Raw genomic sequence first — 20,417 nt, forward strand, 5'->3', positions numbered from 1 at the left:
CGCGAGGCACTGGCCGACGCGATGGCAACGGGCCGCAATCAGATCTTCCTGTCCGCTTCCAAGAGCCAGGCGCACGTCTTCAAGCAATACATCGTGCAATTCGCGCGCGAGGCGGCCGGCATCGAGCTGACGGGCGACCCTATCGTGCTGCCGAACGGCGCGCACCTGTACTTCCTGGGCACCAATGCGCGCACGGCGCAGGGTTACCACGGCAATTTCTACTTTGATGAATTCTTCTGGACGCAGAATTTCCAGGAGTTGAACAAGGTGGCCTCGGGCATGGCCATCCACAAGAAGTGGCGCAAAACCTACTTTTCAACGCCATCCTCGACCACGCATCAGGCCTATCCGTTCTGGACGGGCGAGCTGTTCAACAAGCGCCGCGCCAAGGCCGACCAGGTGAATATCGACGTGAGCCACGGCCGCCTGTCGTCGGGCTTTACTGGCGAAGACAAAATCTGGCGCCAGATCGTCACCATCCTGGACGCCGAGCGCGGCGGCTGCAACCTGTTCGACATCGACGAGCTGCGCAACTTCGAATACAGCCCCGACCAGTTCGACAACCTGCTGATGTGCAATTTTATTGACGACTCGGCCTCGGTCTTTCCCCTGGCCGAGCTGCAGCGTTGCATGGTCGATTCCTGGGTGGAGTGGGACGACTACAAGCCCTTGCTGGGCCTGCGCCCGTTCGGCAACCGGCCCGTGTGGATCGGCTACGACCCGGCCTTGAACGGCGACAGCGCCGGCTGCGTGGTGCTGGCGCCGCCCATGACGGCCGGCGGCAAGTTCCGCATCCTGGAGCGCCACCAGTGGCGCGGGCAGAGTTTCGAAGATCACGCCGACGCCATCCGCCAGATGACCCAGCGCTACAACGTCGAATACATCGGCATCGATACCACGGGCATGGGCATCGGAGTGCTGCCGATCGTGCGCGGCTTCTTCCCGGCCGTCACGCCCCTCAACTACTCGCCCGAAGTCAAAACCCGCATGGTTTTGAAGGCCAAAAACATCATCAGCAAGGGCCGGCTGGAATTCGACGCCGGCTGGACGGACATCGCGCAATCGTTCATGGCGATCCACAAGACCCTTACCCCCAGCGGGCGGCACGTGACCTATGTCGCCGGCCGCAGCGATGAAACCGGCCACGCCGACCTGGCGTGGGCCTGCATGCACGCCCTCGATCACGAGCCCTTCGAAGGCACCACCGACAACCACCACTCTTTCATGGAGATTTATTCTTGAGCAAAGCACGACACTTGCGCGCGCGCGGCCAGCAGGCCCAAGGCGCGCCATCAACAGCGGCCACGGCGCCGGCCGCCGCCGGCATCGAGGCGTTTTCCTTCGGCGACCCCACGCCCGTGCTCGAGCACGCCGATATTCTCGACTGCTTCGAATGCTGGAAGAACGGCCACTGGTATGAGCCGCCCGTCAACCTGGCCGGCCTGGCCAAGTCGTTTAACGCGGGCGTGCACCACAGCAGCGCCATCCACTTCAAGGCCAACGTGCTGGCGTCCACCCTGATTCCCAGCAAGTACCTGTCGCGCGATGCCTTCAAGCGCATGGCCCTGGACTTCCTGACGTTTGGCAATGCCTACCTGGAAGACCGGCCCAGCCGCAGCGGCAAGGCGCTGGCGTACCAGCATTCGCTGGCCAAGTACATGCGGCGCGGCGTCGATCTGGATACCTACTTTTTCGTCAACGGCTACCAGGCCGTGCACCAGTTCGACAAGGGCCGCGTGTTCCACCTGATGGAACCGGACGTGAATCAGGAGCTGTACGGCGTGCCGCAGTACCTGAGCGCGCTGCAATCGGCCTGGCTCAACGAGGCGGCCACGCTGTTCCGTCGCAAGTACTACAAGAACGGCTCGCACGCCGGTTTCGTGTTCTACATGACGGACGCCGCCGCCAACACGCAGGACGTGGACAACCTGCGCCAGGCCATGCGCGACAGCAAGGGGCCGGGCAATTTCCGCAACCTGTTCATGTACGCGCCGAACGGCAAGAAGGACGGCATCCAGATCCTGCCCGTGTCGGACGTGGCCGCCAAGGACGAGTTTTTCAACATCAAGAGCGTGACGCGCGACGACCAGCTGGCCGCGCACCGCGTGCCGCCGCAGCTCATGGGCATCCTGCCAAACAATGCTGGCGGCTTCGGCGCGGTGGAACCGGCCGCGCGCGTTTTCGCCCGCAACGAGCTGGTTCCCCTGCAGGCGCAGTTCATGGCCATCAACGAGTGGGCGGGCGTGGAAGTGGTGAAGTTCGCGCCGTATGACCTGGGCCTGGGCAAGGAGACAGCGCAATGAGCGACCATATCGACAACACCGACAAGATCATCTTCGCCGAGGTGGCGTGCGGACTGGCTGCCGTGCGCGGCCGGTCCGCCTTGGTGGCGCACGGCTGCTGCCACTACTGCGACGATGCGCTGGCGCCGGCGCTGCTGTTCTGCAATGTGGATTGCCGCGATGACTACGACAAGGAACAGGCGGCGAAGGCCCGCGCCGGCCGCCCAGGATGAGCGCCACGCCGCGATAGCCGGCAGGGTAGGGCCGCGACAGTCCCGCCACGCCGGAGCGCCCCAGCCACCGTACAAGCCGCCCATGAGGCGGCTTTTTCACGTCCCGACGATTGATGTTGCACCAGAAGCAAGAAAAAAGACCATTTCGGCCCGGCGCGCGCAGTTGTCCCCCCTCCACACCTGCCCGCTATATAGGGCTCTTTTGACTCAAATTTGCGCCGTGGCCGAAGGCGCATGAGGACTGGGGCGGCGGGGCGAAGAGGGGGCATGCGATTTGGCGCATTTTGACGCACTTTGAGCCATCTTTCTTTCTCAGAGAGAGTGGTGAAGATGTCTTGCTAGACACGATAGGTCGGCTTGTATCCAGCACCTACGTGCGCGTTGGGTTGGTAGACGCGTAGTACTAAATCTCAGGAATGTGGTCAAAACGGTTGTGCCAAGATATAAAAACATGAATTTTATTGGCTTGCCACCGCAAACTATATCCGTAGTGCTAGAGTGAAGTTACAATCCGCAACTGGTTGAAAAAAATGCCATACAAGCAGTTACCTTGATCAAATAATAGGGAAAACGGATTTGGCTACTCAAAATAATTTGCACTTTGATGTAAGTACTGGACTGAAACGCGTGCTAGGTCGAGAGCTCATCACCGACGATGAGGTAGCGATCTTCGAGTTAGTCAAGAACTCCTTCGATGCCGGTGCAGACTGCGTACAGCTGTATTTCGGAAATGATTCGATTGTGATTGCGGATAACGGAACGGGCATGTCTTATGCAGACCTTACAGATAAGTGGTTGTTCGTTGCCTACTCTTCCAAACGCGGAAATCGCTCTCCAGATGACTTCCGCAATCTTGCGGCAGATCGTCGGAATTATGCTGGTAGCAAAGGTATCGGTCGATTTTCTTCTGATCGCCTGGGCGAAGAGGTAATACTACAAAGCCGCCCCAAGGGCACTGCTAAGAAGGTTCATCGGCTAGATGTTGATTGGGAACTCTTCGAGAAGGATGAGAAGGAGCGTTTCGAAAATGTCCCCGTTCATTACTTCGAACAGGATGGGTTCCAACTTCCTAGCGAACTTCATAAATTTGAGTCAACGCTTACACATGGAACCGCTGTTACTATCCAGCGGCTTCGACGGCCGTGGCCGCGCCAGCGTATTTTGGATCTGAAAGCTTCGCTAGCTAAGCTCATAAACCCGTTCGGTGAACAGACAGACGGCTTTAGCATTGACATCACAGCGCCATTCGAAGTGGCAGAGGATCAGCGACTTGGTGCTTCGTTCGCTAAATCTGGAGAAGTGCCGCTCTCTAGAGACATCGTCAACGGTCAAATCGGCAATTTTATTTTCACAACTCTACAGGATAAAACTACATTTATTCGAGTGACAATCGAAGGTGATGAGCTGTACACGACGCTGACTGATCGGGGTGAAGTAATTTACAAAATTGCCGAACCAAACCCTTATCAGCATCTCGCCGAAGCAGACTTCAAGTGCGAAATTTATTATCTAAATTTGTCGGCTAAGACGACTTTTGCACGACGTGTCGGTTTGCCTTCTGTACAGTTTGGTTCAGTTTTTCTTTTTAGAAACAACTTCAGAGTTTTCCCTATCGGCGAGGATGGAGATGACTGGTTTGGCTTTAATCGACGAAAACAACAGGGCTACGCCCGTTTTCTGGGGTCTCGTGAAGTCATCGGTCGCGTAGACGTTTCCGGATCAGATGAAGATTTCCAGGAAGCATCGAGCCGCAATCAAGGTCTAATTGAGACGCCCGCAGTTGAGCAGCTGCACAGGGCAGTAATGGAACATTGCCTGAAGCGTTTAGAGAAGTATGTGGTTCCTGTGTCCTGGGTCGATAAGCCTGATGCAAACACAGACGATCTTTCCCGACTGATGACGGACCCTGGACGCGCCCGCGTGACTGCCGCCGTCGCGAACCTTGTTGATAACGAGAAAGTGCGACTGATTGATTACAGCAAAAATCTTGTCGATTTAATCAACGAGCGCTCGGGTGATTTCGAAACCTCGCTTGTTAGTCTACGCGCAATCGCCGAAAAAACGGCCGACGTAAAGATGCTTGAACGACTTGATATCGCCGAACGTCGTTTCGATGATTTAAAAAAATCTGAGGCCGATGCCCGACGTGTCGCGGACAAGGCCCTAGCTGTCGCAGAAGCTGCAAATCTTCGGGCAACCGTGGCAGAAGCAGAGATTGAAACTGAAAGGCGGCGTACGCATTTCTTAGAAACCTTTGTTAACGTTGATTCAGCAACTATCCTAAATTTGCATCATCAAGTGACGATTTATGCTGTGGATATTGCACAGCAAATTGAAAACTTTCTGCTTGAAACCGCAGGTCAAAAAACGATTTCTCGTGACACTGTTCTTAAAACTTTAGAACAGATGGCTTTCCTCAATAGAAAGGTGATGTCAGTTACTAAATTTGCAGCAAAAGCAACTTTTAAACTTGACTCAGAGAAGATTGAAACAGATTTGGCGGCCTTTATCTACGACTATATAGAACAGATTGCCCGCACTACTGGTAGTGCTCGTTTGCAGATATCTGTGGAGAACAATCATCCTGGCCTAAAATTACGCTTTAATCCAATCGATGCTTCTATTATTGTAGATAATCTAGTTAGTAATGCACGAAAGGCTAAGGCGTCTAAAATTAATTTTGTTTTAACTCGTGAAGATAAAAGTGGATTAACGATTCATGTTAGCGATAATGGACGAGGCCTTGCGTTAGGTACAAATAGATCGCAAATTTTTGAGATGGGCTATACAACCACACAGGGATCAGGTCTGGGTTTATATCATGTTCGACAAGCTTTGGGCGAAATGGGGGGCAGTATCGAACTAGAAGAAGATACAAAAAAAGGCCTAGCTTTTGTTATTAAGATTGCCGCTAAGGGGAAAAAATAATGAGGCTTGATTTTAATGTCTTGTGGGTGGACGATCAGCCAGACCGGATATTGGCGCAAAGCAAAAGCATTGGTTTAAAAATGGGGGCAGAGGGTTTCGAATTTAAACCTCGTTTTTGTAGAACAATTGAGGAGGTTGAGTCAGTTATATCTGAAGATGTCTTTACTGATGAAGTGGATTTGATTCTGGTAGATTGGGATCTCGGAAATAATACGCACGGCGAAGATGCGATCGAACGTATTCGACAAATTGTACAATACAAAGACGTCGTCTTTTATTCTGGGCAGGCTACGGTTATTGAACTACGAGAAAAAGCGTATGAAAGGAAACTTGAGGGAGTCTACTGTGCCGGTCGAGACGGTTTAATTGACGAAGTGATCGGCGTTTTCGAGTCCTTGATTAAGAAGGTTCTTGATTTAGACCACACACGCGGTATAGTCATGGGGGCAACGAGTGACATTGATTACATGGTGCAACTTTGTTTAACCTTGGCTTATGGACAGTTGGATGATCCTGGTAAGTCTAAATTTTGGGGGGAGGCCATGAAGCGCGTGATGGCCAAAGTAAAGGATCTGACTAAACGCAGCGAAAAATTGCAGGCCGCGCCAAGTATGGAAAGTTTATTTAAGGCTCACATGCTTTTCACTTCAGACGATCGTCTGCGAATGCTAGCGAACATTCTTGGCATGGATTCCTTTGCGGCCCACGCTTCTAGCGCCGATACCGTTAAAGCCTATCGCGACGGCGTTGTAGATGGTAGGAATACTCTTGGACATCAAGTTTTAGTTCCTCACGGCAAACCCGATAGTGTGGTGGACAACACAGGTAAATCCGTTGACATTAATGAGATGCGAGAACTTCGGAAGTTGATATTAACTCTACGAGCAGACTTTCGGAGTCTGGTAAGCGCCATGCAACAATGATGGCTCGCTGATTGTAGTGGCGGCAGTGCCTGCCTGCCCACTTTTAAGGAGTTCCGTCAGGGTCTTACCGATGGCACGCGCTACAAGTGGCGGCACAGCATTTGCCACTTGTGTAAAACGAGGAACCTCCAGCTTGCGGCGATGGCCGCCCGTGGTGTATTTTCCCTGGAATGAATACCAATCTGGAAAAGATTGGAGTCTAGCGTTCTCTCTAACCGTGAGCGTGCGTGCTTCTGAGTAGTGGAGTAAGTCATCAGGCATGCTAGTAATTGTGGGGGATGGACGATCTGGGTCCAGCACACGCAAAGCCATTTTCTTTAGACCGAAGCGCGCGCGCATTTCTGCGCCAATACTGGTGTTCAGACGACCTTCTGCATGACTGAGGTCAATAATCGCCCTAAAACGTCCAGATATTTCTTCCGCATGACGTGCCAGACGCAAGTCGGTGGGAACATCACAGCCTGCATTCATTAGTTTTTGGTAACGGGTGAGCGGGCCAGAATAACATGTCTCTTGGAAACCTTTGCTTTCATTCGACAGCCGTGTTCCATTACGACTGACTTCTAGATCAGAGATGGCGGCTCCCGAGGAGACTGGTGCAGTCAGTCGGAGTGAGCGCAAAAAGTTAGGTAGTCGGCTTTGAAGGTGCACGAAGGGATCTGGTGCATTCAAATCTAAACGTAGTGCGAGGATGAAGTAGCGCGTCCGAGCCTGCGGCACGCCGAAGATCGAGAGATTGAGTAATTTTTCATGGACTCTATAAGCACCAGAAAGCCGCTCCTTCAAAGCTTGAGAAAAATTCTTGACTTCATCTCCATCAACGAAGTTCTGGGTGAATCCGCGAACATTTTCTATTAGGACCGCTTTAGGTTTAATAATATCGACTAAGTTCAAATACGACGCAAATAACTGATTACGCGGATCGTCATGCTGCCGGCGCCCCGCAGCGGAAAACCCCTGGCATGGCGGCCCACCTACTAGCACGTCAACAGTCCCTGAAAGCTCCTCGAGCTTTTCTCGGTAGTCATGCAGAAGTTCGACAATTCCAACTGGTTCTTTAGGAAGCCAGCGCGGCCAAGCGTATTTGTACCGAGAATCTTTCCCCATGAGGTTTGCCTTAAGAGTCGAGAAAGCAAATTTGTCACGCTCGATTGCAAAGCGGCCGGTCAAGCCAGCTTGCATCAATCCGAGGGAAAGACCGCCGCAGCCTGCAAAGGCATCAATGAACGTTAGGGGTTTGACGGATGATCTCGGCATTAGTTGCATTTCTTTTAGTTTTTGGAACCCTCTAATTATGCCCGCAACAGCGCCGGTTAGCCAGGCCGGAAGTAGCGTTATTTCCATCTGAAAGCTTCTATTTTAAGGCGTCCGTGCTCCCAAGAGGCACGCATGCGACATTCGCATATCTCTGATCTAGCCGCTAGGTCATTCGCGCGGCGAGGGCACGCGTCCGACACTATCAGTTAAATCAGAGGTGCAGTCTGTAGATTGGTACTATCGGCACTGTTCGCTTGAATAGATTGCTCCACAAGCACAAAATACACCGCATGTATGGCCGCTTGTGCGACTGCTATAATGTCACCTTTGCGGAGCAGAAACGGGCCGTAAGCCCGCATGGTTGTTGAGTTCCTTGTCGAGCTTCCCAAGCTTACGACGAGGGTTCGATTCCCTTCACCCGCTCCATTTTTCGCTGGCGCCTGGTTTGATGTGGCGCGGCCACTTATTTCTCCATTCCCATGTCTTCTGATACTCCAACAAACGGCCCGGCGCGGCCGATGATGTACGATCCGACCGAACACCGCATCCGCAGCTTCGTGACCCGCGCGGGACGGCTGTCTGTCGCGCAGGCGCGCGCGCTTGAGGCCTTGGGGCCGCAGTTCCTGTTGCCTTTCGCCAAGCAACCGATGGACTTCGAGCAGGTGTTCGGCCGCAAGGCGCCGGTCATCCTGGAAATCGGTTTTGGCATGGGGGCGACGACTGCGCATATCGCCAAGGCCATGCCGGAGAAGGATTTCATCGGCGTCGAAGTGCATACGCCCGGTGTCGGCAGCCTGTTGAAACTGATCGGCGAAGAGTCGCTGGAGAATCTGCGCTTGCTGCAGCACGATGCCGTGGAAGTGCTGACGCACATGATTCCTGCCAATTCGCTGGCCGGTATCCACGTGTATTTCCCCGATCCATGGCACAAGGCGCGCCACAACAAGCGCCGCCTGATCCAGTCGCCGTTCGTCAAGCAATTGACTGATCGCCTGGCGCCGGGTGGCTATCTGCATTGCGCCACCGATTGGGAAGATTACGCGGTGCAAATGCTGGACGTGCTGGGCGCCGAGCCGCAGTTGCACAACAGCGCCGATGGTTATGCGCCGCAGCCGGCGTACCGTCCACTGACGAAATTTGAAAACCGTGGCTTGAAGCTGGGTCATGGCGTGTGGGATCTGGTGTTCATCAAGAAATAAACCTGGCGGTTTGTCCACCTGTGCCGTTTGCACGAGAACAAGCCTGCCGCGGCGACGCCGCAGGTTTTTTTAATGCGCGCGTTAGCGTGCACTGGCTAGGCAAGGCGGGTGAATTACGGTAGGCTTATCTTTTTTGCATTGATCGATATTATGTCCAAGAAAATACTCGTGACCGGCGCATCCGGTTTCATCGGCTCGCATACGTGCGTCGAATTGCTAGCTGCCGGCTTTGATGTGGTCGCGGTGGATAATCTATGCAACAGCGCGCGCGAAGCGATGGCGCGCGTGGAGCGTATCTCCGGCAAAAGCGTGCCTTTCTATGAGGCTGACGTGCGCGACCGTGTGGCCATGGCCACCGTCTTGCGCGAGCACGCCATCGATGCCGTGATCCATTTCGCGGGCTTGAAAGCCGTGGGCGAATCTGTGGCGCAGCCGCTGATGTACATGGACAACAATGTGACGGGCACCGTGGCGCTGCTGGAAGTGCTGGCGGCGGCGAATGTGAAGCGTTTTGTCTTCAGCTCGTCGGCCACCGTGTATGGCTACCCGGAAGCCTTGCCGATCCTGGAATCGTCGCGTCTGTCCGTGACCAACCCATACGGCCGCTCCAAGCTGATGGTCGAGCAGATCCTGGCCGATCTTGTGCATGCTGATGCCCAATGGCTAGTCGGCGTGCTGCGCTACTTTAATCCGGTGGGCGCGCATGCCAGCGGCTTGATCGGTGAAGATCCGGCCGGCATCCCGAACAACCTGATGCCCTTCATCGCCCAGGTGGCCGTGGGCCGCCGCGAGCGCCTGGCCGTCTTCGGCAACGACTACGATACGCCGGACGGCACGGGCGTGCGCGACTACATCCACGTGGTCGACCTGGCGCTGGGCCATGTTGCCGCGTTGAACCGCCTGTTTTCCACCGAGGGCGGCTTTACCGTCAACCTGGGTACGGGCCACGGCTACAGCGTGCTCGATACCGTGCGCGCCTTCGAAGCCGCCAGCGGCCGCAAGGTACCCTACGACATCGTGCCACGCCGCCCCGGCGACATCGCCAGCTGCTACGCCTCGGCCGCCAAGGCGAAGGAATTGCTGGGTTGGCAAGCGCAGAAAACCATCGACGACATGTGCACTGACCACTGGCGCTGGCAGCACCAGAACCCGCAAGGCTACGCGGCGTAAAAAAGTCCGCAGATACAAAAAATCCCGCTCACACGCAAGTGTGGCGGGATTTTTTTTAGAGCGCCATCAACCCAATGGCGTCAAAAGCAGCTATTAAGGATACAAGCCGCGTACTTCGCGAGCCTGGAGAACACGGGTGCACGCCAGGATGAAGGTGGCGGTACGCATCGACACTTTCTTCTCTTGCGACACTTGCCATACTGAATCGAACGCTTCGCGCATGATGCGGGTCAGGCGGCTGTTGATTTCTTCTTCGGTCCAGAAGAAGCTCGAGAAGTTCTGTGCCCACTCGAAATAGCTGACGGTCACGCCACCGGCGTTGGCCAGCACGTCCGGCACGATCAGCACGCCGCGGTCGGTCAGGATGTCGTCCGCTGCCGGCAGGGTCGGGCCATTGGCGCCTTCCAGGATGATCTTCGCGCGAATAACTTGTGCGCGTTCGGCCGTGATTTGCTGTTCCAAAGCGGCCGGGATCAGGATGTCGCAATCGATGCCCCAGAAATCTTCGCGTGGCACGAATGCCTCGGCGCCCGGGAAGCCTTCGACGCTGCCCACTTCGGCCACGTGTGCCAGCAATTGCGGGATGTTCAAGCCGCCGGCATGCACCACGGTGGTCTTGTGGTCTTGTACCGCGACGATTTTCGAACCGGCTTCAGCGAACATGCGTGCAGCGACGCCGCCCACGTTGCCGAAACCTTGCACGATGACTTTCGCGCCTTCGAGCGACATGCCGACCTTGGCGGCCGCATCGCAACCGACGACGAACACGCCGCGGCCCGTCGCATCGCGGCGACCCAGGCTGCCGCCCAGCGAGATCGGTTTACCCGTTACCACGCCGGTCGACATATTGCCGCCGATCATGGCGTAGCTGTCCATCATCCACGCCATGACTTGTTCATTCGTGTTGACGTCCGGTGCAGGGATATCCTTGTTCGGTCCGATGATCATGCTGATCTCGCTCGTGTAGCGGCGCGTCAGGCGCTGCAGTTCGTTGCGCGACAGGGTCTTCGGATCGACACGGATACCGCCCTTGGCGCCGCCGTATGGCACGTTGACCGCTGCATTCTTGACCGTCATCCAGGCCGACAGGGCCATCACTTCCGACAAGGTCACGTCCTGGTGGAAGCGCACGCCGCCCTTGCCCGGGCCGCGCGACAGATTGTGCTGCACGCGGTAGCCTTCGTAGTGGGCAATGGTGCCGTCATCGCGCTCGATAGGCACGTCGACCGTCAGGATGCGCTTTGGACGCTTCAGCGTTTCCACCCAGCGTGACAGGTTACCCAGGTAAGGCGTAACGCGGTCGATCTGCTCGAGGTAGACGCCCCATGGGCCCAGGTCTTCAGGATTGAGGTAGGAAGGAAGTGCGTGCTTGCTGGTCATGCTTGATAAGCTCCTGACAAAACGGTGGTGTAATGCCGAAAAATCTACTGCGCGTCGTGCTTTGCGGCCGGCGATGCTCGCTGTACCTTCGTACAGCTGCGCTTCTCGGCCACAAATCACTGCCGCTCGCTACGATTTCTCCTGGCATTCAAAAATGCTGTGGTAGGCGCACCCAATTGAGTTGCGCGCAGCGGAACCGCATCGTAGGCGATAGCCTCATGCCCCGGCCAATGCTTTGTGCGCATCCGGTTATGCATTTATTGCATAGTTATGTTGCCAGGATTGCCAGTCAGGATGGGGCGGTCTCGATGGCGCGTTTGCGGCGCTTGCCGGCGCGCGCCTTGGCATCCTGCGCCTGCACCAGGTATTGCCACAGGCTTTCGACGATCTGCTTGCCGGGACGCAGGCTTGACGGGCGTTCGCGGTACAAACGGATTTCCAGCTCGATTTCCCAGCCCGGCGCGCCGCCATCGGCGCGCGCCAGATGCTTGTATTTGACGTCGCGCATGACGGCCGATTCCGGCAGGAAGGCGATGCCGCGGCCTTCCAGCGCCATCATTTTGAGGCCTTCGGCCATGTCCGTTTCGTAGCAGGTTTCCAGGAACAGGGGCGCCTTGGCATCGGCCACCAGCAATTCCACCATGCGTCCCAGGTAGGCATTGCTGGTGTAGGAGAGGAACGGCAGCGGTTCCTTGGCGCTGCCGGGCAGGACGAAATCCGGCACCTTGTCCTGGCCGCAGCGCGCATACGCGCGCAGGGTTTCGCGGCCCATCACCAGCATGTCGTAGCGGCCCGGGTCCAGCTGCACCGGCTGGCGCGGGTGGTGATAGCACAGCAGCAGGTCGCAGCCGCCGTCGACCAGTTGCAGCACGGCGTCGTGCACGTTCAGGGCCATCAGGCGGCTGTTGATCGGCGCAAAACCGTCTTCCAGGGCCGTCAGCCACTTCGGCATGAAAGTCAGCGACAGGGTGTGCGGCACGGCGAAGTCGACGCTCGTTTGCGTGGCCGCGCGCTTGCCACGCAACAGGGCGCGCACACCGTTGATTTGCCCCAGCATTTCCAGCGCCTGCTCGTAGAACACGGCGCCGGCCGGCGTCAAGCGCGTGGGGTAGGAGGTACGGTCGACGAGGTCGATGCCGAGCCAGTTTTCCAACGACTGGATGCGCCGCGAGAATGCCGGCTGGGTGACGTGGCGCAGGGCCGCGGAACGGCTGAAGTTATGCGTTTCAGCGAGCGAGATGAAGTCTTCCAGCCATTTGGTTTCCATCGCAGGATCGTTCTCTTATCAAGGGCAGAGGCAATGTGGTCAGGGCGTGTCAATCGATGCCACGGGCCGGTACAGCGCGGCGGGCAGGCCGAAGAAGGACGGTGGGCCCAAAGTCGTGCCATCGAGCGAGCCGCCCGCGTTCAGGGCATTGCTGATGGCCGACAACAAAGAGCTGCGGTCTGCCAGGTTTTTCATCAGCGCGCGCGGGCCGTTGTGAAAGGTGTGTTGGGCGATGTCCAGGGCGACGACAAAGATCGGTTCGCGGCGCATGGGGAACGCCACCCATTCGCCGTCCTCGTCCTGGGCGCGGAAGGTGTCGGGCAAGGTCATGTTTTCGGCGCCGGGAAGGTGCGAAGCTAGCACCAGGCCGAAGGCTTCCGGCACCACGTCGGCCAGGCGGCGCATGGTGAGGTCGTCGCCTACCAGGGCACGGACTTGCGCTTCCACCGCGTCGTTGGCGTCGGGCTGGGCGCCGAGGATTTTCACGGCCTGATAGATCAGGTCGGACGAGAGGGCTTCCATCACATCATCTCCAGGATCATGGCGACGATATCATCGCCGTACGAGGCGAGTTTTTTCTCGCCCACGCCGCTCACGCCGCGCATCTGTTCCAGCGAGGTAGGCTTGGCCTTGGCGATTTCGCGCAGGGTGGCGTCGACGAAAATCACGTAGGCCGGCACATTGTGCGTGCGCGCCGTCTCCACGCGCCACCAGCGCAGCTTGTCGAAGATCGCCTGTTCGCTGCTCGACAAATCCGTCTCGACATAGCCCTTCGCCACGCTGGTGCTGCGCTTGCTGGTTTTCACCGGTTTTTGGTACTGGCGCAGCTGCACTTTCTGGCCGCCCTTGAGCACGGGGCGCGAGGCGTCCGTCAATTTCAGCGAGCTGTATTGTTCATGATCGACCGAGACGAGGCCCAGCGCGATGGCCTGGCGCAGGATCGACTTCCACTCCGCTTCACCCAGGTCCGAACCGATGCCGAAGACGGAGAGTGAATCGTGGTGCCAGGTCTTGATGCGTTCCGATTCCACGCCGCGCAGCACGTCGATCACGTGACCGCCAGCGAAGCGCTGGTCGACGCGGTAGATGGCCGACAGCAGTTTTTGCACGGGCACCGTGCCGTCGAACGACACGGGCGGCACCAAGCAGGTGTCGCAATTGCCGCACGGCGAAGCCGGTTCGCCGAAGTATTCGAGCAAGCGCATGCGGCGGCAGCTGAGCGTTTCGCACAGGCCCAGCATGGCGTCGAGTTTCACGCCCAGCACGCGCTTGAAGGTGTCGTCCGCCTCCGATTCGTCGATCATGCGCCGCTGCAGCACCACGTCTTGCAAGCCGTACGCCATCCAGGCATTGGCGGCCATGCCGTCGCGGCCCGCGCGGCCCGTTTCCTGGTAATAGCCCTCGATGCTTTTCGGCAGATCCAGATGCGCCACGAAGCGCACGTCGGGCTTGTCGATGCCCATGCCGAAGGCGATGGTGGCGACCATGACGATGTTTTCTTCGCGCAGGAAGCGCGACTGGTTGGCGCTGCGCTTGGCGTATTCCATGCCGGCGTGATACGGCAGGGCGCGGATGCCGCTCTGGTTCAAAAATTCCGCCGTCTCTTCAACCTTTTTGCGCGACAGGCAGTAGACGATGCCGCAGTCGCCTGTGTGCTCGGTGTTGATGAAATCGAGCAGCTGCTTGCGGCCGTTCGCCTTTTCCACGATCTGGTAGCGGATGTTCGGGCGGTCGAAGGACGAGACGAACTGGCGCGCGTCTTCCAGCTGCAAACGCAGGGCGATTTCGGCGCGCGTCTGCGGGTCGGCCGTGGCCGTGAGCGCGATGCGCGGCACGTCCGGGAACTGCTCGTGCAGCACTGACAGCTTGATGTATTCGGGGCGGAAGTCGTGGCCCCACTGGGCCACGCAATGCGCCTCGTCGATGGCGAACAGGGATATCTTCGAGGCTTGGAACAGATCCAGGCAACGTTGCGTCATCAGGCGCTCGGGCGCCACGTAGACGACGTCGATGCCGCCCGTGCGTACCAGGCGCTCGATGCGGCTTGCTTCTTCGTAGGTTTGCGTGGAATTGAGGAAGGCGGCGCGCACGCCGACTTCCTCCAGCGCGTCCACCTGGTCCTGCATCAGCGCGATCAATGGCGAAACGACGACGCCGACGCCGTCGCGCAGCAGGGCCGGAATCTGATAGCACAGCGACTTGCCGCCGCCCGTGGGCATCAGTACCAGCGCATCGCCGCCATGGCTGACGTGGTCGACGATGTCGGCTTGCTGGCCGCGGAAGGCGGGATAGCCGAAAACGGTTTGCAGCAGGTGCAGCGCGCGCTGGTTAAGATCTTGATTCATAGTGCCTTATTCTGCCCAAACAACCCAGCCGTAGTGGGCGCTGGCCAGGACCAGCAAGCCAAACACAATGCGGTACCAGGCAAAAAACGTGAAGTCGTGCGAGCTGATATAGCGCAGCAGCCAGCGCACGCACAGGAAGGCGGAGATGAAGGCGGCCACGGTGCCCAGGCCGAACAAGGGCACGTCGGTGGCCGAGAGGATGTCGCGCGCTTTGTACAGCGAGTAGAAGGTGGCCGCCAGCAGGGTGGGGATGGCCAGGAAGAACGAGAATTCGGTGGCCGTCTTACGCGACAGGCCCAGCAGCATGCAACCGATGATGGTCGAGCCGGAACGGCTGGTGCCGGGAATCAGCGCGAACGCCTGCGCGCAGCCCACTTTCAATGCGTCGAGCGCAGTCATTTCATCGACCGAGTTGACGCGCACGGTGACGGGATTGGCGCGCGCGCGGCGTTCCACCAGCAAGATGATGATGCCGCCGATGATGAAGGCCATGGCCACGGGCACGGGCTTGAACAGCGCATGCTTGATCATCTTGCCAATCGCCAGTCCGATAACGGCCAGCGGGAGGAAGGCGATGGCCACGTTCAGCACGAACTTGCGCGACTTGACCTCGGTGCTGAAAGTGGACAGCACGCTGCCGATGCGCTGGCGGTACTCCCAGCAGACGGCCAGGATGGCGCCGGCCTGGATGGCGATCTCGAAGACATCCATGACTTCCTTTGATACATCCTTGGTAAAGTCGAGCAGGCTGCCGGCCAGGATCAAATGCCCCGTGGAAGAAATCGGCAAAAATTCGGTAAAACCTTCGACCAGCCCCATGATGATGGCTTTTAACGCAAGAATGAGATCCATAGATGTATAAAAGGGTATAAGTACGAATATAAGTGACAGGATGGGGTGAGTGCGTGGCGCCAGCAATGTGCGCGGGGTCGAAGCTTACCATGCCGGAGGCTTACCGACCTTATTTGGGCGCTGGCGGGCGGCGCTTTTTTAGCACCGTCCGCCAGGCAGGAGGAGGGATCAGGATACCTGTTTTGCCGGCGCTACCAGGCGCGCGCTGGCCGCCACCAGCAGCAGGGCGGCACCCAGCATGGCGAAGGCGATATTCAGGCTGGTGGCGTGCGCCACGAAACCGATGACCGCCGGACCGGCCAGGATGCCGGCATAGCCGATGGTGGTGATGGCCGCCACCGCCAAACTGGCCGGCATGGCACGCTGGTTGCCTGCGGCCGTGAACAGGATGGGCACGATGTTCGCCGCGCCCAGGCCGATCAGCACGAAGCCTGCCATGGCCAGGCTGGCGTGCGGCGCCAGCACGGCCAGGAAGAAGCCTGCTGCTGCAAACAAGCCGCCGAAAGTGAGCACGCGCTTGCCGCCAAAGCGGCTGACTACCTTGTCGCCCGTGAAGCGGCCCACTGTCATGGCGATGGCGAAGGCGGCGTAGCCGAGGCCGCCCTTGGCTTCTTCCACGCCGCGCGTGGTGGTGAGGAACAGGGCGCTCCAGTCGAGAATCGCGCCTTCGGCCAGGAAGACGATAAAGCACAGCAAGCCGATAAAAATGACGGCGCCATGCGGCATGACGAACAGCGGGGTCTTTTCGCCCGAGTTGGATGCCGTCGGCAGCAGATGGCCTTGCGCCGCACCCAGCACGCCGCACAGCAGCAGCATCACCACCACGCAGGACCAGGCCGGCGTCAGGCCCAGCCACAGCAGCAGGGCCATGCAAGCCGCACCGGCAAAGCCGCCCACGCTGAACAGCGCATGAAAACCCGACATCATGGCGCCGCCATTGGCTTTTTCGATGATCACGGCCTGGATGTTGATGGCCACGTCGAACGTGCCCATGGCCGCGCCGAACACCAGCAGCACCAGGCCCAGTTGCAGCGGTGTGGCGGCCAGCGCCAGGCCGGGCAGGATGGCGGTCAGCAGCAGGCCGGCGCCGACGATGACCTTGCGGCAGCCGAAGCGGGCCGCGAGCATGCCCGTAAACGGCATGGCGCACAGCGAGCCGGCGCCCAGGCACAGCAGCAAGATGCCGAGGGTGGCTTCATCGAGGCCCAGGCGCGACTTTGCGTAGGGAACCAGGGGCGCCCAGGCGGCCATGCCGAGGCCAGCGGCGAAGAACACCAGCCGTGTAGCGCGTTGTTGCAGGGTGCCGGTGAGATGCATGGGAGAGCTTTTCGAGAGTCGGGGTGGATAAAGTCAGGCGCGGGCGCGCAATACCTGCACGCCCAGTCGTTCGAAGGCGGCAATGTGGGCCGCTTCGGCATCGGCTTCGAGCACCAGGTGCTGCAGCAAGCCCGTGGCCAGCACGCCGAAGGGGGCGGCCGTGCCCAGCTTGTCGCTGGTGACGGCGACGACGACGGCCTTGCTGGCGCCGGCGATGCTGCGCTTGAATTCGGCCTCGTCGTAGTTGAACGCCGTTACGCCCGCTTCCGCATCGGCGCCGCAGGCGCCCAGGAAGCACAGGTCGGGACGCATGCGCTCGACGGTGCGCAGCGCCTGCGGGCCCAGGCTGGCACCGGCACGGCGGTCGACCCTGCCACCCGCCATGATGAGTTCGATTTCCGGGCGTTCCATGAGCGCCATGGCAATGGTTGGCGCGTTGGTGACGACAGTGAGCACTAACTCTGGCAAGGCGCTGGCGATGGCCAGGTTGGTTGAACCTGCATCGAGAAACAGCACCTGGCCCGCGCGCACGAGGGAAACGGCGGCCTGCGCCAGGCGCGCCTTGCGTTCCGGCGCTTCCTGTTTGCGCTGCGTCAAACTGCCGCCATCAGGCGCCAGCGGCAGGGCGCCGCCATACACGCGCTGGCACAGGCCGGCCGCCGCCATCTCGCGCAGGTCGCGCCGTATCGTATCTTCGGACACGTCGAGCTGGCGCGCCAGGTCCAGCGCCAGCACGCGGCCGTCGGCGTGCAATTGTTGCTGGATCAGCGCGTGGCGCTGTTTGAGGAGCAAGGTGGCGGACATGGGTATATTTTTTAAACGTGCATGAATGCGCATAAATATACGTAAACGTGCAAAGTTCGTCAACGTTTACCTGATGCGGGTATCGTGCTCAGGATCGGAGCGGGCAGGGACTGCCCACCGTATCCCTGTTGCAAATCAATTTGCAAAAAAGATAAATTTACGTTTATGCTCATCGCCGATATCTTGATGCACCTTGGTGTTTGCTTGCCAAGGAATAAGGGAAACAGACGGATGAGCGACATTAAACTTTTCAAGTTGGCCCATGGCCAAGCCCAGGAACTGCAAGGTAGCGCATCGGACCTGGAAAAACCATTGCAGACCCTGATCGAGGCAAACCTCGATACTTTGCTGAGCATCCGTTTTCTGGCGAGCGAGTATTCGACCGGCAAGACGCATGCCGGCCGCATCGATTCCCTTGGATTGGATGAGAACAATTGCCCGGTCATTCTTGAGTACAAACGGTCGGTTGGTGAAAATGTCATCAATCAAGGCTTGTACTACCTGGACTGGTTGATGGACCATCAGGCCGACTTTCAACTGCTGGTCCTCGACAAGCTGGGCAAGCTGGCATCGGAGGCCATCGATTGGAGCGCGCCGCGGGTGATTTGCATTGCAGCTGACTTTACCAAGTTCGATAGCCATGCCGTCCAGCAGATAGGCCGGACGATCGAACTTATCCGCTATCGCCGATTTGCAGAGGACCTGCTTCTGCTTGAGTCCGCCAGCGCCGGCATGGATCCAGCAACAAAGAAAGGCCCTGCCAAGCGGCAGACATCGGCGCCAGCCAGCTTGGACACCATGGCTGCTGGACCCGCCGAGGTGGGCATGAACAAGCCGACGGGACCAGACAGAGCATTTGTGGAAGTGTTGGCAGGTTTGTCGGAACCCATGCGTCAGTTGTTGGCCTCGCTGGAGGATTACACGATGTCGCTGGGCGATGATGTTGAACGTAAAGAGCTGCGCTTGTACCTGGCTTTCAAACGGTTGAAGAACTTTGCGACGGTGGTGATACACAAGAAGAACTGCCTCGCGCTGTATTTGCACATCGACCCGGCTCCCGTAGTGCACGTCCTGCCAAAAGCGCGTGACGTGACGGCCATCGGGCATTGGGGCACGGGTAACCTAGAGATCAGCATCAGCACGCTCGCGGAACTTGATGCGGCAAAGCCATTCATTTTTGCCGCGTATGCAGGTCAGCGTGGTGTGAAAACGTAGCCGATGGTGGCCTGTGCGCGTATCAGTTGTGCGGTGTCGTTGCCTGTTCCAGTTCGTCCAGCCAGCGGATGGCATGTTCGCGGCTGGTACCGCACATGTCTGCCGATGGCTGCAAGCCGCCGCAAAAGGCGGGCCGCTCCGGCCGCCCGAAGATCTTGCAACGGTTGTCGTCGGCCAGCTGCACGCAGCGCACGCCTGCAGGCTTTCCATTCGGCATGCCGGGAATCGGGCTGGTGATGGACGGTGCGGTGCAGCAGGCGCCGCAGGATGGGCGGCATGCCAGGGAAACGGCGGGGGACGGCATGGCGGTGAGTGAAAAGGGACAGGGGCCGACAGTATAACAAGCCGGCCCCCGTGCTGTGCCAGGAGCGCGATTAGCGCACGATGCTGACGCGCTTGCCTGACAGGGTGCGGCGGGCAGGATCGCCATGCACGGTGATGCGGCCGGAGCCGCTGGCGCGGGCGTTGACTTCATTCTGGACGGTGACATCGATGTCGCCGGAACCATTGCTCGCCAGATAGGCAACGTCGCTGCGCAGGGCGGCCAGGTTGATATCGCCCGAGCCATTCACGTTGGCATCGAGGCGCTGCACGGTGCCGCTGGCGTTGATGCTGCCCGAGCCGTTGACGGCCACGTTGATGCGTTCGCCGCGCACGCTGCCCAGCTGGATGTTGCCCGAACCGTTCTGCACCGCGTCCGTGTTGCCGCTGATGAGGGCCGCCGCGTTGATGCTGCCCGAGCCATTGTTGGCCACATCGAAGCGTCCCACCGTGCCCGACAATTCGCTCTTCATCGAACCGCGCTGCTCCAGGCTGAAATCTTCGCCATTGAAACCACTGGCCACCAGGCGGCCAGAGCCGGAAATATTGATCTTCTTCAATTGCGGCGTCGTATAAATGACGTGGATGCCATTGCTGCTGCGAATGTTCGTATCGCTCCAGATGCGCAGGGTATTGCCGCTCACTTCGCTATGGATACGCGGCTGCAGATTGCTGTCCGCTTCGATCACCAGTGAGGTTGCCGGCCCGAAGCGCACATCGATTTTCATATCGATGCGCTTCATGCTGTCGATGTCGAGCGTGTTGATGGTGCTGACCTGGCGCACGTCGCGGCTCACTTGCTCGTTGCCCTGGATGGCATTGCCACCCGCGTCGGCATAGCGCACTTCGCCATCGTTGGGGTTGATGACGATGGCGCAACCGCCAAGGGCAACGGCACAGCACAGGGCCAGCAAGGTACGCATG

General features: G+C 58.5%; 18 protein-coding genes. 8 read left to right on the top strand and 10 right to left on the bottom strand.

The window, feature by feature from the left end; translation table 11 throughout:
* From ACP7DE_RS08995 to ACP7DE_RS09015, 5 genes are all read left to right on the top strand, one after another.
* Nucleotides 1–1,242: terminase large subunit domain-containing protein (locus tag ACP7DE_RS08995; protein WP_426071782.1), on the top strand; the 1,242-nt coding region annotated here is incomplete at its 5' end.
* The gene (locus ACP7DE_RS09000; protein WP_426071783.1) at nucleotides 1,239–2,303 is read left to right on the top strand and encodes a phage portal protein; all 1,065 of its coding nucleotides are present in this window, start codon (nucleotides 1,239–1,241) and stop codon (nucleotides 2,301–2,303) included. The genes ACP7DE_RS08995 and ACP7DE_RS09000, both read left to right, overlap by 4 nt.
* On the top strand, nucleotides 2,300–2,515 hold the full coding sequence (locus ACP7DE_RS09005; protein ID WP_426071784.1) for a hypothetical protein: 216 nt from the start codon (nucleotides 2,300–2,302) through the stop codon (nucleotides 2,513–2,515). Before ACP7DE_RS09000 ends, ACP7DE_RS09005 begins: the two co-directional genes overlap by 4 nt.
* 576 nt (nucleotides 2,516–3,091) lie before the next feature.
* On the top strand, nucleotides 3,092–5,443 hold the full coding sequence (locus ACP7DE_RS09010; RefSeq protein WP_426071785.1) for an ATP-binding protein: 2,352 nt from the start codon (nucleotides 3,092–3,094) through the stop codon (nucleotides 5,441–5,443).
* Complete coding sequence (locus ACP7DE_RS09015; RefSeq protein ID WP_426071786.1) at nucleotides 5,443–6,366, top strand: hypothetical protein; 924 nt, start codon at nucleotides 5,443–5,445, stop codon at nucleotides 6,364–6,366. The genes ACP7DE_RS09010 and ACP7DE_RS09015 overlap by 1 nt, the downstream gene beginning before the upstream one ends.
* Here ACP7DE_RS09015 and ACP7DE_RS09020 read toward each other — a convergent pair.
* Nucleotides 6,322–7,710 (bottom strand): DNA cytosine methyltransferase, encoded by a 1,389-nt coding sequence (locus ACP7DE_RS09020; RefSeq protein WP_426071787.1) that lies wholly within the window; start codon nucleotides 7,708–7,710, stop codon nucleotides 6,322–6,324. The genes ACP7DE_RS09015 and ACP7DE_RS09020 overlap by 45 nt on opposite strands.
* A 431-nt stretch (nucleotides 7,711–8,141) precedes the next feature.
* Between ACP7DE_RS09020 and trmB the strand changes: the two genes are divergently transcribed.
* Nucleotides 8,142–8,822, top strand: coding sequence for a tRNA (guanosine(46)-N7)-methyltransferase TrmB (trmB, locus tag ACP7DE_RS09025; protein ID WP_426071788.1), 681 nt, complete (start codon nucleotides 8,142–8,144; stop codon nucleotides 8,820–8,822).
* Between the two features lie 150 nt (nucleotides 8,823–8,972).
* On the top strand, nucleotides 8,973–9,992 hold the full coding sequence (galE, locus tag ACP7DE_RS09030; RefSeq protein ID WP_426071789.1) for a UDP-glucose 4-epimerase GalE: 1,020 nt from the start codon (nucleotides 8,973–8,975) through the stop codon (nucleotides 9,990–9,992).
* Between the two features lie 93 nt (nucleotides 9,993–10,085).
* Here the strand turns inward: galE and ACP7DE_RS09035 are convergent, their stop codons facing one another.
* The 7 genes from ACP7DE_RS09035 to ACP7DE_RS09065 all read right to left on the bottom strand — a co-directional run bounded on the left by ACP7DE_RS09035 (nucleotide 10,086) and on the right by ACP7DE_RS09065 (nucleotide 17,957).
* Entirely contained in the window at nucleotides 10,086–11,372 is a 1,287-nt protein-coding gene (locus tag ACP7DE_RS09035; protein WP_100874666.1) for a Glu/Leu/Phe/Val family dehydrogenase, read from the bottom strand.
* A gap of 289 nt (nucleotides 11,373–11,661) precedes the next feature.
* Nucleotides 11,662–12,639 (bottom strand): LysR family transcriptional regulator, encoded by a 978-nt coding sequence (locus tag ACP7DE_RS09040; protein WP_426071790.1) that lies wholly within the window; start codon nucleotides 12,637–12,639, stop codon nucleotides 11,662–11,664.
* 39 nt (nucleotides 12,640–12,678) lie between these two features.
* A complete protein-coding gene (locus ACP7DE_RS09045; RefSeq protein WP_426071791.1) occupies nucleotides 12,679–13,164 on the bottom strand; it encodes a hypothetical protein in 486 nt (161 codons plus the stop codon).
* The gene (gene recQ, locus ACP7DE_RS09050; protein WP_426071792.1) at nucleotides 13,161–14,984 is read right to left on the bottom strand and encodes a DNA helicase RecQ; all 1,824 of its coding nucleotides are present in this window, start codon (nucleotides 14,982–14,984) and stop codon (nucleotides 13,161–13,163) included. Before recQ ends, ACP7DE_RS09045 begins: the two co-directional genes overlap by 4 nt.
* Before the next feature lie 6 nt (nucleotides 14,985–14,990).
* Nucleotides 14,991–15,836: an undecaprenyl-diphosphate phosphatase gene (locus ACP7DE_RS09055; protein ID WP_426071793.1), complete on the bottom strand. Its 846-nt coding sequence runs from the start codon at nucleotides 15,834–15,836 to the stop codon at nucleotides 14,991–14,993.
* A 168-nt stretch (nucleotides 15,837–16,004) separates the two neighbouring features.
* Entirely contained in the window at nucleotides 16,005–17,153 is a 1,149-nt protein-coding gene (locus ACP7DE_RS09060) for an MFS transporter (RefSeq protein WP_426071794.1), read from the bottom strand.
* 33 nt (nucleotides 17,154–17,186) lie between these two features.
* The gene (locus ACP7DE_RS09065; protein ID WP_426071795.1) at nucleotides 17,187–17,957 is read right to left on the bottom strand and encodes a DeoR/GlpR family DNA-binding transcription regulator; all 771 of its coding nucleotides are present in this window, start codon (nucleotides 17,955–17,957) and stop codon (nucleotides 17,187–17,189) included.
* A 231-nt stretch (nucleotides 17,958–18,188) separates the two neighbouring features.
* On the opposite strand from ACP7DE_RS09065, the gene ACP7DE_RS09070 reads away from it, so the two are divergent.
* The gene (locus ACP7DE_RS09070; protein WP_426071796.1) at nucleotides 18,189–19,172 is read left to right on the top strand and encodes a DUF5655 domain-containing protein; all 984 of its coding nucleotides are present in this window, start codon (nucleotides 18,189–18,191) and stop codon (nucleotides 19,170–19,172) included.
* 22 nt (nucleotides 19,173–19,194) lie between these two features.
* On the opposite strand, the gene ACP7DE_RS09075 is transcribed toward ACP7DE_RS09070, so the two are convergent.
* Complete coding sequence (locus tag ACP7DE_RS09075) at nucleotides 19,195–19,476, bottom strand: YkgJ family cysteine cluster protein (RefSeq protein ID WP_426071797.1); 282 nt, start codon at nucleotides 19,474–19,476, stop codon at nucleotides 19,195–19,197.
* 70 nt (nucleotides 19,477–19,546) lie between these two features.
* Complete coding sequence (locus ACP7DE_RS09080; RefSeq protein ID WP_426071798.1) at nucleotides 19,547–20,416, bottom strand: head GIN domain-containing protein; 870 nt, start codon at nucleotides 20,414–20,416, stop codon at nucleotides 19,547–19,549.
* Nucleotide 20,417 lies beyond the last annotated feature (1 nt).

Origin of the sequence: Janthinobacterium sp. DSP2-3-3 (genome assembly GCF_049897325.1) — a bacterium.
Lineage (GTDB): Bacteria > Pseudomonadota > Gammaproteobacteria > Burkholderiales > Burkholderiaceae_D > Janthinobacterium.

Bases quoted from the DNA above. Each gene is read 5' to 3' on its own strand.
- ACP7DE_RS09005 (WP_426071784.1), top strand. From the start codon at position 2,300: ATGAGCGACCATATCGACAACACCGACAAGATCATCTTCGCCGAGGTG.
- ACP7DE_RS09055 (WP_426071793.1), bottom strand. From the start codon at position 15,836: ATGGATCTCATTCTTGCGTTAAAAGCCATCATCATGGGGCTGGTCGAA.
- recQ (WP_426071792.1), bottom strand. From the start codon at position 14,984: ATGAATCAAGATCTTAACCAGCGCGCGCTGCACCTGCTGCAAACCGTT.
- ACP7DE_RS09075 (WP_426071797.1), bottom strand. From the start codon at position 19,476: ATGCCGTCCCCCGCCGTTTCCCTGGCATGCCGCCCATCCTGCGGCGCC.
- galE (WP_426071789.1), top strand. From the start codon at position 8,973: ATGTCCAAGAAAATACTCGTGACCGGCGCATCCGGTTTCATCGGCTCG.
- ACP7DE_RS09065 (WP_426071795.1), bottom strand. From the start codon at position 17,957: ATGTCCGCCACCTTGCTCCTCAAACAGCGCCACGCGCTGATCCAGCAA.
- ACP7DE_RS09080 (WP_426071798.1), bottom strand. From the start codon at position 20,416: ATGCGTACCTTGCTGGCCCTGTGCTGTGCCGTTGCCCTTGGCGGTTGC.
- ACP7DE_RS09060 (WP_426071794.1), bottom strand. From the start codon at position 17,153: ATGCATCTCACCGGCACCCTGCAACAACGCGCTACACGGCTGGTGTTC.
- ACP7DE_RS09070 (WP_426071796.1), top strand. From the start codon at position 18,189: ATGAGCGACATTAAACTTTTCAAGTTGGCCCATGGCCAAGCCCAGGAA.
- ACP7DE_RS09035 (WP_100874666.1), bottom strand. From the start codon at position 11,372: ATGACCAGCAAGCACGCACTTCCTTCCTACCTCAATCCTGAAGACCTG.
- trmB (WP_426071788.1), top strand. From the start codon at position 8,142: ATGATGTACGATCCGACCGAACACCGCATCCGCAGCTTCGTGACCCGC.
- ACP7DE_RS09040 (WP_426071790.1), bottom strand. From the start codon at position 12,639: ATGGAAACCAAATGGCTGGAAGACTTCATCTCGCTCGCTGAAACGCAT.
- ACP7DE_RS09020 (WP_426071787.1), bottom strand. From the start codon at position 7,710: ATGGAAATAACGCTACTTCCGGCCTGGCTAACCGGCGCTGTTGCGGGC.
- ACP7DE_RS09015 (WP_426071786.1), top strand. From the start codon at position 5,443: ATGAGGCTTGATTTTAATGTCTTGTGGGTGGACGATCAGCCAGACCGG.